The sequence below is a fragment of the Agarivorans sp. QJM3NY_33 genome, assembly GCF_050870865.2.
Classification (GTDB): Bacteria; Pseudomonadota; Gammaproteobacteria; order Enterobacterales; family Celerinatantimonadaceae; genus Agarivorans.
Genome location: NZ_CP194039.2, coordinates 590,349 through 602,500, shown reverse-complemented (window position 1 = coordinate 602,500; position 12,152 = coordinate 590,349). Strand labels below are relative to the sequence as shown.

The 12,152-nt window shown below is 46.0% G+C and carries 14 protein-coding genes (1 of these 14 only partly in view); 6 read left to right on the top strand and 8 right to left on the bottom strand.

The window, feature by feature from the left end; genetic code table 11:
- Together ACRRSY_RS02705 and ACRRSY_RS02700 are read right to left on the bottom strand one after the other, a co-directional pair.
- A protein-coding gene (locus tag ACRRSY_RS02705) for a flavin reductase family protein (protein ID WP_432464301.1) crosses the window boundary here: on the bottom strand, nucleotides 1-325 show its 5' portion. Its footprint begins 290 nt before the window's first position; the window shows 325 of its 615 coding nt (coding positions 1-325); the start codon lies at nucleotides 323-325; its stop codon lies off the left edge, out of view.
- An 81-nt stretch (nucleotides 326-406) separates the two neighbouring features.
- A complete protein-coding gene (locus ACRRSY_RS02700) occupies nucleotides 407-1,525 on the bottom strand; it encodes a pyridoxal-phosphate-dependent aminotransferase family protein (protein WP_432464300.1) in 1,119 nt (372 codons plus the stop codon).
- Between the two features lie 696 nt (nucleotides 1,526-2,221).
- On the opposite strand from ACRRSY_RS02700, the gene ACRRSY_RS02695 reads away from it, so the two are divergent.
- Nucleotides 2,222-2,443 (top strand): DUF1127 domain-containing protein, encoded by a 222-nt coding sequence (locus ACRRSY_RS02695; RefSeq protein WP_432454708.1) that lies wholly within the window; start codon nucleotides 2,222-2,224, stop codon nucleotides 2,441-2,443.
- 120 nt (nucleotides 2,444-2,563) lie between these two features.
- A complete protein-coding gene (gene miaA / locus ACRRSY_RS02690) occupies nucleotides 2,564-3,490 on the top strand; it encodes a tRNA (adenosine(37)-N6)-dimethylallyltransferase MiaA (protein ID WP_432454709.1) in 927 nt (308 codons plus the stop codon).
- Between the two features lie 17 nt (nucleotides 3,491-3,507).
- Here miaA and ACRRSY_RS02685 read toward each other — a convergent pair whose 3' ends face one another.
- Together ACRRSY_RS02685 and ACRRSY_RS02680 are read right to left on the bottom strand one after the other, a co-directional pair.
- Nucleotides 3,508-3,678 (bottom strand): hypothetical protein, encoded by a 171-nt coding sequence (locus ACRRSY_RS02685; RefSeq protein WP_432456107.1) that lies wholly within the window; start codon nucleotides 3,676-3,678, stop codon nucleotides 3,508-3,510.
- A 94-nt stretch (nucleotides 3,679-3,772) separates the two neighbouring features.
- Nucleotides 3,773-5,173, bottom strand: coding sequence for a coniferyl aldehyde dehydrogenase (locus ACRRSY_RS02680; RefSeq protein WP_432464299.1), 1,401 nt, complete (start codon nucleotides 5,171-5,173; stop codon nucleotides 3,773-3,775).
- 131 nt (nucleotides 5,174-5,304) lie between these two features.
- On the opposite strand from ACRRSY_RS02680, the gene ACRRSY_RS02675 reads away from it, so the two are divergent.
- Genes ACRRSY_RS02675 through ACRRSY_RS02665 form a run of 3 tightly spaced genes read left to right on the top strand, consistent with a single transcriptional unit; the run spans nucleotide 5,305 to nucleotide 7,447 of the window.
- Nucleotides 5,305-6,297: a hydrolase gene (locus ACRRSY_RS02675; protein WP_432461090.1), complete on the top strand. Its 993-nt coding sequence runs from the start codon at nucleotides 5,305-5,307 to the stop codon at nucleotides 6,295-6,297.
- The gene (locus ACRRSY_RS02670) at nucleotides 6,294-6,542 is read left to right on the top strand and encodes a YheU family protein (protein ID WP_432454711.1); all 249 of its coding nucleotides are present in this window, start codon (nucleotides 6,294-6,296) and stop codon (nucleotides 6,540-6,542) included. The genes ACRRSY_RS02675 and ACRRSY_RS02670 overlap by 4 nt, the downstream gene beginning before the upstream one ends.
- Nucleotides 6,543-6,577: 35 nt before the next feature.
- Nucleotides 6,578-7,447 carry a phosphoribulokinase gene (locus ACRRSY_RS02665; RefSeq protein ID WP_432454712.1) on the top strand — a complete coding sequence of 290 codons (870 nt, stop codon included), beginning with the start codon at nucleotides 6,578-6,580 and terminating at the stop codon, nucleotides 7,445-7,447.
- Here ACRRSY_RS02665 and ACRRSY_RS02660 read toward each other — a convergent pair.
- Nucleotides 7,444-7,851 carry an OsmC family protein gene (locus ACRRSY_RS02660; RefSeq protein WP_432464298.1) on the bottom strand — a complete coding sequence of 136 codons (408 nt, stop codon included), beginning with the start codon at nucleotides 7,849-7,851 and terminating at the stop codon, nucleotides 7,444-7,446. The genes ACRRSY_RS02665 and ACRRSY_RS02660 overlap by 4 nt on opposite strands.
- Nucleotides 7,852-8,061: 210 nt before the next feature.
- On the opposite strand from ACRRSY_RS02660, the gene crp reads away from it, so the two are divergent.
- Nucleotides 8,062-8,700 (top strand): cAMP-activated global transcriptional regulator CRP, encoded by a 639-nt coding sequence (gene crp, locus ACRRSY_RS02655; RefSeq protein WP_432454714.1) that lies wholly within the window; start codon nucleotides 8,062-8,064, stop codon nucleotides 8,698-8,700.
- A 57-nt stretch (nucleotides 8,701-8,757) separates the two neighbouring features.
- Here the strand turns inward: crp and ACRRSY_RS02650 are convergent, their stop codons facing one another.
- The 3 genes from ACRRSY_RS02650 to astA are packed head-to-tail and all read right to left on the bottom strand — an operon-like array spanning nucleotide 8,758 to nucleotide 12,101.
- Nucleotides 8,758-9,546: a DUF1338 domain-containing protein gene (locus ACRRSY_RS02650; RefSeq protein WP_432456109.1), complete on the bottom strand. Its 789-nt coding sequence runs from the start codon at nucleotides 9,544-9,546 to the stop codon at nucleotides 8,758-8,760.
- Between the two features lie 10 nt (nucleotides 9,547-9,556).
- Nucleotides 9,557-11,026, bottom strand: coding sequence for a succinylglutamate-semialdehyde dehydrogenase (gene astD / locus ACRRSY_RS02645; RefSeq protein ID WP_432464297.1), 1,470 nt, complete (start codon nucleotides 11,024-11,026; stop codon nucleotides 9,557-9,559).
- A 46-nt stretch (nucleotides 11,027-11,072) separates the two neighbouring features.
- On the bottom strand, nucleotides 11,073-12,101 hold the full coding sequence (gene astA / locus ACRRSY_RS02640) for an arginine N-succinyltransferase (RefSeq protein ID WP_432454716.1): 1,029 nt from the start codon (nucleotides 12,099-12,101) through the stop codon (nucleotides 11,073-11,075).
- Nucleotides 12,102-12,152 lie beyond the last annotated feature (51 nt).

Sequence of the window (12,152 nt, the reverse complement as noted above, 5' to 3'; positions counted from 1 at the left end):
CTTCTGATTCGCCGTGGGGAAGTGTTCTCGCAGATTCAGTCACTAATTTGGCTTGCTTAGCATGCGCGATATGAACCACACAATACTGACGCTGCTCAATATTCACTTTAGTGTCTTTGTCACAACCATTCGGTTTCTTACCAAGCGATAGCATGATCAAGGGTGGATCTGAACTTATTGCAGTGAAATACGAAAATGGCGCTAAATTATAGGAAGCAGCTTGCCCGTTATCACTCAAAACCCAAGCAATAGGGCGAGGGACGATAGTTTGAGTCATACAGTGGTAAATCTGCTGACTCGTTAACTCAGCAAAATCGATGAACACAAAATAGCTCCTTTAAAGGTAATATAACAACAAACCCGCCGACGCGGGTTTCATGCTTGAGTATAGGAGAAACCGCTAGTCTTATTCCAGTACCTCGGCAAGTGCCGCTAAACACAAGCTCACATTCTCTTGACGTGCCGCATATCCCATTAAACCAATTCGCCAGGCCTTTCCTGCAAACTGTCCAAGGCCTGCGCCAATTTCCAAATTGTAGTCATTCAACAAACGAGCGCGAACCGCTTGTTCATCTACACCTTCAGGCACCGCAACCAGATTTAATTGCGGCAATCGATATGCAACCTCTACCATCAGATTCAATCCCAATTTGTCCAAACCCTTAGCTAATAAGGCATGTTGCTGCGCATGCCGCTGCCAAGCTTGCTCTAAGCCTTCTTGATGTAACATCAGCAGTGACTCATGCAAAGCATATAGAGCTGTCACAGGAGCGGTATGATGATAAGAACGTTTTTGCTCACCTGACCAATAGGCCATAACCAAGCTTTGGTCTAAGAACCAACTCTGCACCTTGGTTTTACGGTTTTTTAATTTCTCAACCGCCGCAGGGCTAAAGCTCACCGGCGATAAACCAGGCACACAAGACAAACACTTTTGACTGCCAGAGTAAATTGCATCAATCCCCCACTCATCAACCAAAACCGGGATCCCGCCGACGGAGGTCACCGCATCTACAATCGACAAACAGCCGTGCTGCTTGGCCAAGCCACATAAAGCCTGTGCATCAGACGCGACACCAGTAGAGGTTTCGGCATGCACAAAAGCCACAATTTTACTGTCGGGGTGCAGCTGTAAGGCCTGCTCTACTTTTGCCGGAGAGACAGGCTGCCCCCAAGCATCCTCCACCACCACTGCGATACCGCCACAACGTTCGACATTTTCCAACATCCGTTGACCAAATACCCCATTAATACAAACAATAACCTTGTCACCAGGCTCGACCAAATTCACAAAGCAAGTTTCCATGCCAGCAGAGCCAGGAGCGGAAACCGCAAAGGTATGTTGATTAGTGGTTTGAAAAGCATATTGCAGCAGCGCCTTAATTTCATCCATCATATTTACAAACAGTGGATCAAGATGGCCAATAATGGGACGACTCTGTGCCTGTAATACTTGTGGTGAAATATCGGAAGGGCCGGGGCCCATTAAAATCCGCCGCGGCGGATTAAAGGATGTTAGGTTCATGCCATGTCCTTATCGTTAGTTATTTATTGTCGTTATGTTTTGTCGCCTATGCACTCTAGCATTAGCGTACAAACAATTGAATGTAAAACGAACAATCACCAGCAAGCCACAAAAATCATTTAGGTTAAATTAACTAAGCCAAAAAAACATTAACCCAGCGAACTTGTGGTTCATTCCTCAGCCTAAAATGCTTCATGTCAAATTCGATCAAAAACCGATCTTTTTGATATCAATCAAGCAACAGATCATGCACAAGGTCGCAACAAAACAAATAAACAACGAAGGCTTTCATGGTATTCCAAAATTGATCCTAAACAAAAAATGAACGACTAATTCAAACCACCAATAGCCCCTTTATTTACGGGGGATTAAGTGTCAATCTAGAGGCAATTCAACCAGCGAATAATTACGCAATAACGACCTGGATCACAACAAAGCTTTAGCATAAATGTGAATCCCTAAAATAAAGGCTCAGAGAGTAAATAAACTGCTACAAAAATGCTAAATAAAATATTCAAATGAATTTTACATTCACATTTATGAATATTTATTCACGTCTAAAATCGATTCAAAACGGCTCTATAAAAAAACCACGTTACATTAGTTTTTCTAATGATTAGGTTGCAATTTAACTTGTTTGAGAACCTCGCATTTCAGAACTACTATTCTCCCATCAACTGAGATGAGGTCCTCGATATGAATATCAATATAAACACGATCCACAGCAATAAACACAGTTCTTCCTTACCACAAACCCAACACGGTATTGTTGAGTTATACAATCTTTGTAATGTGTGGATCCAGCGCCAAAAAACCCGCCGTCAATTGGCTCAATTACCCGCGTACTTATTACGTGATATCGGTTTAACAGAAGCAGACCGCTACCAAGAGTCTCGCAAAAACTTCTGGGAAAACTAGGCTTAAACACCATTTTTGCCAAGGATCTCAGGCTATTTCACTCGGCATGTTGCTTCTGCACATGCCGTTTTTGTTTTTTCTTGTTACCATTCCCGCCAACACTCTGTAATCAATACTACTATGTCGACTAATCTTGCAAACTTGCTGGTTGTTCTCGGGCCTACCGCATCAGGAAAAACCCATCTTGGCGTGGAGATCGCCAGACTTTACGGCGGCGAAATACTATCTGCCGATTCTAGGCAAGTGTATCGAGGCTTGGATTTAGGCTCGGGTAAAGATCTGGATGAATACCAGGAGATCCCCTATCACCTAATTGATATCGTTGAACCTGAGGCCGAATACAGCGTATTTCATTTTCAGCGTGATTTCTTCAAAGCCTACCAGCAAATTAAACAACGACAACAGCTCCCCGTTATGGTTGGTGGAACAGGTTTGTACATTGATGCGGTGACCCAAAATTATCAGCTACATGAAGTACCAAGCAATCAGGCCCTACGTAACGAGCTTGCAGAACTCAGCCTAGAGCAACTGCAGCAACGTTTACTCTCAGTAAAGCCCGAGCAACATAATAATACTGATTTACAGGTTCGGCCGCGTTTAGTGCGAGCCATTGAAATTGCCGAGTCAGACACAGCGCCCCCGCAAACCTCCCCTCACCCCGAGATAAAGCCACTTTACTTGGGGATCCGCTGGGAGCGAGCAGTACTCCGTCAACGCATCACGCTACGTTTAAAACAGCGGCTTGAACAGGGTTTAGTGGAAGAAGTTGAACGCCTACACGCTCAAGGTGTGAGCTATGCAAAACTAGAGTTTTATGGCTTAGAGTACCGTTTAGTCGCACAATACCTGCAACAACAGCTGAGCTATAACGATATGTTTCAAAAGCTCAATTCTCAGATCCACCAATTTGCCAAACGCCAGGATACCTGGTTCAGAAAGATGGAGCGTCGCGGTGATGAGATCCATTGGCTATCGCCAGAAAACTCATTATTAACTCAAGCTGAGCAAGTGATAGCACCTCATTTAAGCAGTCTAAACACGGATTAATAGTTAGCCGCATGTGACTATTTTGACGCAAACCATCGGTAATAAAAAAACATCAACCAATGGGCAGCACTTAAACTAGCAAACGCGGCAAAACCAGCCCATAAGCTCAGCCGATACACGGCTATATCTCCTCGGTAGACAATGCAAAGGCATAACATCAGTATCCAACCCAAGTTGGCCAAAATCATGCATTGCTTACAACGCCCTAACTTTTCTACAAACCATGCCCGAGAACAAAACTGGCAATCCACTAGCGCTCCCCCTTAACTTTGGCTAATTCGATTATCCACGGGTCATCAATTTAAGCAAGTAGTCGCTGATGCGGGTATAAGGCGGTCGCATCAAACGAGTCGCTGCAAATGGACCTTGTTTAAAGATTGGCAGCATTTTAGAAAACTGCACAAAACCATCGTAACCATGGTAGTGGCCCATACCACTGCTGCCGACTCCGCCAAATGGCAGCTGATGCTGAGCCACATGTAGTAACACCTCATTAATACACAGGCCACCAGCTTGAATTTGCTGCTGCACTCGTAGCTGCACCCCAAACTGCTTGGTAAATAGATAAAGGGCCAACGGCGGTGCAGTTTGGTTGACATAAGTGATGGCCTGCGACAAATCTTGATATTCGACAATCGGTAATAGTGGACCAAAAATCTCTTGCTGCATCACCAAGGATGACGCAGCTGCGTCAACTAACAAACCCGGCGTAAATTTCCCTGCACATTCACCAGCAATTAACGGGATAAATTCAGCGCCCTGGGCTATTGCCTGCTCGCGCAAGTTCACCAGCCGAGTTAAAAAATCCGCCGAGATCATATTAGAAAGAGCAGGATCTGACATATCGCTGTAGTGTTTGGCGGTATAGGCTAAACAAGCCTGAATAAAAGCTGGCCTCGTTCCCTTGGGAAGCAGCACGTAATCGGGAGCCACACAAGTTTGCCCAGCATTCAGCAGCTTCCCCATCAGTATTCGCTCAGCCGCCTGAGTTATGGGATAATCCTCAGCCACGATCACTGGTGACTTTCCGCCTAACTCTAAGGTAACAGGGGTTAAGTTTTGCGCGGCGGCCGCCATCACTTTACGCCCTGTTTGGGTGGAACCAGTAAAGATGAGGTGATCAAAGGGCAAGGCTGAAAAACTTGGCCCCAGTGAGCCGTCGTCTGAATAGATCCGCAGCACATCGTCGGGCAAGTACTTTGGCAACAATTGGATCAGCAAATGGCTTAAGGCGGGACTAAGTTCAGACATTTTAATCATCAACTTATTTCCTGCCGCCAGTGCATCGGTAAGGGGCGCGAAGGCCAAATACAGAGGGTAGTTCCAGGGGACAATGACCCCAACCACCCCGAGCGGTTGAGCCTGAACCCGATTACTCGCTCCAAAGTACCAAAGACTCACCTGACGATGTTGTGGCTTAAGCCATTTTTTGAGGTGTTTTAGACTATAACGCAGGCCCTCGATGGCCGGGAAAATTTCAATCAGCCTCGACTCATGCGGACTGCGATAACCAAAATCGTCACTAATCGCAGCGATAATAGCGGCTTGATTATCGAGCAACAGCCGCAGCATTTGGCTAAGATGGTAGCGACGTATCGCTAAACTAGGGTAAGGCTGTTGACGATAAGCCGCTTGCAAATCGCTTAACTCTTGGGACAATTGCAGTTTGCTTGCTTGGTTCATGTGCTATCTCAATCATCTGCCGTGAACAAAGGTTATGTTACCATGAGTAACTTGTAAACTAATTTGACCAAACTCGAAAATTGTTATGCCACACCATATCGTTTACTCAGTGGTTTTAATGGAGGCAAAAAATTAACTCTACGCACTTTAAAGCGCCCTGGTGGGCTCGTAATCGGCATATTCAAACTCTGCTGCCCACTTTGTTATTGCGCAACAAAAAACTCAATTTGGATTGGCAACAGTTAGATCTAGACGATGGTGACTTTATCGATCTCGCTTGGATTGATAGTGCCAAGACTGACAAACCAGAACAAGCAATCGTGCTCGTCTTCCATGGCTTAGAAGGCAGTGTACATTCACCCTATGCCAAGGGGATCTTACAAGCTTGTAAACAGCAAGGCTGGCGAGCAGTGGTGATGCATTTTCGAGGATGTAGTGGTAAACCCAACAAGCTATGGCGCGGTTACCACAGTGGCGAGATTGATGACGCACGAGCTTGTATTGAGCATTTACACGCACTCAATCCCAAAGCCCCTCTATTCGCCTTGGGCTACTCGCTAGGCGGGAATATGTTGGTGAATTATCTAGCGAAAGAACCACGCTCACCGCTAACTGCGGCCGCGGTCATCTCTGCGCCACTGCACTTAGCCGCCTGTTCCCAGCGACTACAACAGGGTTTTTCTCAAATATACCAGCATCACTTACTCAGCCGGATGAAAAAAAACCTCTGTAAAAAGATTAGCCGTATGCCACAAGCCCCACTGCAACAAACGCAAGTCAAGCGCTGGCGTAACTTCGTAGAGTTTGATGAACACTACACCGCCCCAGCCCATCAGTTTGCAGGTGCCGTTGACTATTACCAACGCTGTAGCGGCTTACCCTTACTCAAGCACATTGGCTTACCCACTTTGCTGATCCACGCCGCCGATGATCCTTTTATGGACGCAAGAGTGATCCCGCGAAATGAGCAAATCAGCCCCGCGATTGAATATCGACTAAGCCGCACTGGTGGACATGTAGGATTTGTCGGTGGTAGCCTATTTCGTCCAACATTCTGGCTAGAGTCTGCTATTCCACAGTGGTTTAGCCAGCACCTCAACACAAAAGAGCATGCTAATTCATGATAATTCCTTGGCAAAACCTAGCGGCCGACACTTTCGAAGCTTTACTCGAAAGTTTCGTATTACGTGAAGGCACCGACTATGGTGAACAAGAGTTGAGTTTAGAAGACAAACGAGAGCAAATTAAACAACAGGTTATTAATGGTTCAGTTTTAATCGTATACTCAGAACTACATGAAACAGTCAACTTGATTGCCAAAGAGCAATTTAATGCCTCAGCCACGGATAGGCTGCAGGATGATGTATAAATCATGTTTATAGTCTCACTTACAGATAGGTCATTATGTCAGCTAAACATCCTATTATCGCTGTCACTGGTTCTTCCGGTGCCGGAACGTCAACCACCAGTGAGGTATTCGCTCACTTATTTAGGCAACATAAACTGAATGCAGCCTTTATTGAGGGCGACAGTTTTCACCGCTACACTCGACCCGAGATGGATGTAGCCATCCGAAAGGCTCGCGAACACGGAAAGCACATCAGCTACTTCGGCCCGGAGGCCAACGACTTCAATTTGTTGTATGAATTTTTCAAACAATATGGCGAAGATGGTACTGGTCAATATCGACGTTATCTGCACACCTTCGACGAAGCCGTGCCATACAATCAAATGCCGGGCACGTTTACCCCTTGGCAGGAACTGCCGGAAGAAACCGAAGTATTATTTTATGAAGGCTTGCACGGCGGCGTGGTTTACGATGAAAAAAATGTCGCGTCAAAAGTTGATTTGCTGATCGGCATGGTGCCGATTGTGAACTTAGAGTGGATCCAAAAACTGGTGAGGGATACCACCGAACGAGGCCATTCACGAGAAGCCGTGCAAGATTCAATTGTTCGTTCAATGGATGACTACATCAACTACATCACCCCACAATTTTCGCGTACCCATATCAACTTTCAGCGCGTCCCTACGGTCGATACATCAAACCCTTTTAGCGCTAAGAGTATTCCGTCACTCGATGAAAGCATGTTAGTGATCCGTTTTAGAGGACTCAAAAACGTTAATTTTCCTTATCTGTTACAGATGATTGACGGTGCTTATATGTCGCGGCAAAACACCATCGTGGTTCCAGGAGGAAAGATGGGGTTCGCCATGGAGCTAATTTTATCACCAATGATCCAACAATTGCTGGAAACCGGAAAAGTTCGTTAACTCGCGCTTTCAATCCGATAGCTGTGGCTAATTTCACAGCTGTTACCCAACATTAACGATACCGAGCAGTATTTTTCCATACTCAATTGCACCGCTCGGGCAACGTGCTTGTCGCTCAAATTCACCCCACTTACGACAAACTCCAGGTGAATGTTGGTAAATACCTTCGGCGCCGCCTCGGCTCGCTCTGATTCCAAATGAACTTGGCAATCAGTCACTTGCTGCCGAGCCTTAGATAAAATGGAAATGACATCCACAGAACTACATCCACCAGCCGCCATTAAGACATACTCCATCGGGCTCGGAGCAGCTTTCGCAGCGTCGCCATCCATCAATATTTGGTGGCCTGAACTGCTTTCACCAATAAACTGTAGTTCTTTTGACCACTTGACCGACGCTTTCATATTAGATTCTCCTGCTTAATATTTCGTTCACCAGCTTAATCTAGGTCAAGGTTCATGGCTAGTAATTACCTCATACTAAAGGCGTATAAATGCCTTGCAGCAAAGTCCGAAGCCTTTTATGCTAGGGGTGGATGGAAAACAATTAGAATAAATACAATTTACTAAGTATATAGCTGGTAAATAATTATAAAGACAGAGGATTTCTTTAATATGGTAATTGGCAAACCTCAAGCTGATCCGGTGATGGAGTGGTTTCTTTCTCACTGTCACATACATAAGTACCCTTCAAAAAGCACCCTAATTCATGCTGGCGAAAAAGCCGAAACCCTATACTACATAGTCAAGGGCTCAGTCGCGGTTTTAATTAAAGATGAAGAAGGCAAGGAAATGATCTTGTCTTATCTGAATCAAGGTGACTTCATGGGCGAACTAGGCCTTTTCGAAGACACTGAAAACCCGATCCGGACCGCTTGGATCAGGGCTAAAAGCCCTTGTGAGGTTGCCGAAATTTCTTATAAGAAATTCCGTCAACTGATTCAAGTGAATCCTGAGATCCTGATGCGTTTGTCAGGGCAAATGGCAACCCGCCTGCAGATCACCAGCCAAAAAGTGGGTGATTTAGCCTTCTTAGACGTGACTGGTCGAATTGCTCAGACTTTACTAAACCTAGCGAAACAGCCAGATGCGATGACTCATCCAGATGGTATGCAAATTAAGATTACCCGCCAAGAGATCGGCCAAATTGTTGGCTGTTCTCGTGAAACGGTTGGTCGTATTCTTAAGATGCTAGAAGAGCAAGAGCTTATCACCGCCCACGGTAAAACAATTGTGGTTTACGGTACCCGCTAAGCAACTCTCTGTTTACCTATAAAAAAAGCCGCTTATGCGGCTTTTTTATTGTGCCAACTAACGATTAGTACTACTAAATATTTTATCCGCCGAAGCTTCAACAAAGCCGGAATATAACTCACCGTTCGGTAATGGATAACGCAGTGCAAACTCATAGAAGCAACTGGGAATGCGTTGACTAGAATCACTAAATACTACTTCAGATAAATCTGCCATAGTTGAAGATTGCTCTAATAACACTTCCGGCGAACCTTTGATCTCACCACCAAGCTTATTGAGCACATAACCCGCCTCACTCAAACATTGATTCACCTGTTGTAAGCTGTCGAAATGCGGTAGCTGGTTGACTGACACCGTAAAATGATTCGCTCGATAACCATAAGCAGCCAACCAAGCGGCATATTCACTTTCTTCAAGTAGCTGCTGATAATCAGCGTAGCTCAATTGCCATGGACGGCCACAGAAAAAAACTTCTGGCTGTTGATAAAGCGCTAATGGCACCTGCTTAGCCAAACCTTGAACAATCATCTGCGCCTTATCAGACAAGCTCTCAACCTGTAATTCACTAATAAAGACTTTGGGAATACTCGGGTCGGAATGCTCAAAGTGAGCCGCGTCTAAGTGCTTATTCGCAAAATGGTATTCTCCTCCTCGATGATAGCCCATCGCCAATAAGTGTTTCGCAAAAGCTTCCACACCGGTATTCGGTAAATTAAAGCTGCGAATGGCAATATGATCATTGACGATCTGATGACCATCGCCCAACAGCTGATGGATCGCTTCGGCGCTAGGTGTCACCGCCAAATATTGTTGCCATAAACGTTCAAAAAACAAATCTAAGGTCATCATATTCTCCCTAAAAGTGTAAGCCTGGGCTGAGTACCGCTGGCATCACGCTGGCTTCACCTTCCATAGAGGCGACAGGATAAGCACAGTAGTCCGCCGCATACTTAGCACTAGCCCGATGATTTCCAGAAGCGCCCACGCCACCAAAAGGTGCAGCACTCGAAGCGCCGGTAATCGAACGGTTCCAATTGACAATACCGGCGCGGATCCGATGACGGAAGTTTTCCCATTTTAGCGGATCATGGCTCAGCAAGCCTGCCGATAAACCGAATCGAGTATGATTTGCCTGAGCAATCGCGTCATCCCAGTCATGATAACGGAGCACCTGCAATAACGGGCCAAAGTACTCTTCATCGGGCAGCGCAGCAACAGACGTCACATCGATAATACCAGGTGTAACCAAGCCCTTGTTTTGCTCTAGCTGCTGTAGCTCAAGCAAGGACTGCCCACCGAGCTGTTGCAACTGCCGTTGGGCCTCAACCATTCCTGCGGCAGCTTTCGCACTAATCATTGCGCCCATAAAGGGCTGCTGCTCGGCATCATAGAGACCCACTTGAATGGCTTGAGTGACTTCTAATAGACGGGCTAAGATCTGCTCACCTTGTTCACTACGAGGCAAAAACAAACGGCGTGCGCAAGTACAGCGCTGTCCTGCCGAAATAAAGGCGGATTGAACAATATCGTGTACCGCAGCGTCAACATCGGCGACTTGGTCAACCACCAAGGGATTATTGCCGCCCATTTCTAAAGCGAGTATTTTATCCGGCTGACTGGCAAACTGCTGATGCAATAAGTGACCCGTGTTAGAACTACCAGTAAAAAATAACCCATCGATATCAGGATGAGCAGCCAGCGCCTTACCTGTAACCACCTCCCCTTGCAGTAAGTTAAGTACCCCATCAGGCAAACCCGCTTGTTGCCATAATTTAACGATACATTCCGAAGTATAAGGCGTGAGTTCTGAAGGTTTCAGCACCACACTATTACCGGCAATTAAAGCGGGAACAATATGGCCATTAGGTAAATGTCCTGGGAAATTATAGGGACCAAATACCGCCACCACACCATGCGGCTTGTGACGTAATACCGCTTTTGCAATCGGTAACTCTGAAGATGACTCGCCAGTTCGCTCGGCATAGGCTTTCTCGGAAATAGCCACCTTGCCGATCATCGCGACAACTTCGGTGCGAGTTTCCCACAAGGGTTTACCGGTCTCTTGGGCAATCACTAAGGCTAGGCGCTCTTTATTTTGCTCCAACAAGGCCGCGAATTGTTTAATCACTGCAATTCTTGATTCTAGCCCAAGCATATACCAGTCAAACTGGCTCGCTCGTGCCGCCTTAACGGCTTGATCGACTTGCGCTGATAACGCAGCATTGCCCTGCCAAACGCAAACATTCTTGGCTGGATCGATAGACTGAAACGAGGCACCTTGACCCGCTAGCCATTGACCATTAATAAACTGATTTAAATGTTCCATCTACAACCTCACATCCTTTATAGCGGCCCCATGGGCGAGCCTATGACTATTCTAAACGTAGCGCACCAATACGAATCAGATCACCCTCTTGTACCTCTAAGGCTGCTGCAGTACTAGCCGATATAACCGCTCGCAATGAGTCGGAATCTAACTGGATCGCCGCCACACAAGCTCTAAAATCAACTAAGCGAGCATTACTTAGTAACATTTCTTCAGCAGAGGCGGCGGGCTCCGCAATACTGATGCTCACCTTGAGGGAATGTTTGACACTTTCGATCAACTTTAATGGGCACTCGACGGTCGGCCCAGCATCAAAAATATCCACATAACCGTGTTTACAAAAACCTTCAGATTCGAGCAGGCGTAAAGCTGGACGAGTTTTTTCATGCACCTCACCAATCACCGCCTGTGCTTCTTTACTCAATAAGTTGACGTATATCGGATATTTCGGCATTAACTCGGCAATAAATTCTTTCTTACCAACCCCGGTTAAGTAGTCCGCCGTCGGGAAATCAACACTAAAGAAATGATCCTGTAACCACTGCCAAAAAGGTGAACGCCCGTGTTCATCAGAGACCCCCCGCATTTCGGCGATCACTGAATCATTAAAACAATGCGAATGTTCAGCCATCAATAAGAAACGACATTTGGATAATAAGCGTCCATTGTTTCCACGACGATGCGACTCTTGCAAAAACAGCGTACATAACTCAGTCACCCCGGTATAATCATTAGTCAGAGTAAGAGTCTCAACCACGTTATAAACATTGAGGCTACGCGAAGCATGAACCACTTTTCCGAGATGGTAAGTATAGAAGGGGTTACTCATCCCCACAGCCGCATCAATAGCGGTGGTCCCAACCACTTCTCCGGTGTCGCTATCTTCAGCAACCATTAAATAATGTTGATTGCCTGGGCTGTCGGCATCTGCGGTAAAAGAACGTATCGAATGGGCGAGCTTTTCTTTTAAAAGAGGCTCATCAACCGGTAAAGAGGTGAAGCCAACCCCTGAAGCCACCGCCATTTGTAATAACGCAGGATAGTCCGTTTCCTTAATAGGGCGGATAACTAACATAGCGAAGTCTCCATTCATCAAATAACAAACCACCGCGACCCTTTAGAGTCA

Bases quoted from the DNA above. Each gene is read 5' to 3' on its own strand.
- ACRRSY_RS02700 (WP_432464300.1), bottom strand. From the start codon at position 1,525: ATGAACCTAACATCCTTTAATCCGCCGCGGCGGATTTTAATGGGCCCC.
- ACRRSY_RS02695 (WP_432454708.1), top strand. From the start codon at position 2,222: ATGAATATCAATATAAACACGATCCACAGCAATAAACACAGTTCTTCC.
- miaA (WP_432454709.1), top strand. From the start codon at position 2,564: ATGTCGACTAATCTTGCAAACTTGCTGGTTGTTCTCGGGCCTACCGCA.
- ACRRSY_RS02685 (WP_432456107.1), bottom strand. From the start codon at position 3,678: ATGATTTTGGCCAACTTGGGTTGGATACTGATGTTATGCCTTTGCATT.
- ACRRSY_RS02680 (WP_432464299.1), bottom strand. From the start codon at position 5,173: ATGAACCAAGCAAGCAAACTGCAATTGTCCCAAGAGTTAAGCGATTTG.
- ACRRSY_RS02670 (WP_432454711.1), top strand. From the start codon at position 6,294: ATGATAATTCCTTGGCAAAACCTAGCGGCCGACACTTTCGAAGCTTTA.
- ACRRSY_RS02665 (WP_432454712.1), top strand. From the start codon at position 6,578: ATGTCAGCTAAACATCCTATTATCGCTGTCACTGGTTCTTCCGGTGCC.
- ACRRSY_RS02660 (WP_432464298.1), bottom strand. From the start codon at position 7,851: ATGAAAGCGTCGGTCAAGTGGTCAAAAGAACTACAGTTTATTGGTGAA.
- crp (WP_432454714.1), top strand. From the start codon at position 8,062: ATGGTAATTGGCAAACCTCAAGCTGATCCGGTGATGGAGTGGTTTCTT.
- ACRRSY_RS02650 (WP_432456109.1), bottom strand. From the start codon at position 9,546: ATGACCTTAGATTTGTTTTTTGAACGTTTATGGCAACAATATTTGGCG.
- astD (WP_432464297.1), bottom strand. From the start codon at position 11,026: ATGGAACATTTAAATCAGTTTATTAATGGTCAATGGCTAGCGGGTCAA.
- astA (WP_432454716.1), bottom strand. From the start codon at position 12,101: ATGTTAGTTATCCGCCCTATTAAGGAAACGGACTATCCTGCGTTATTA.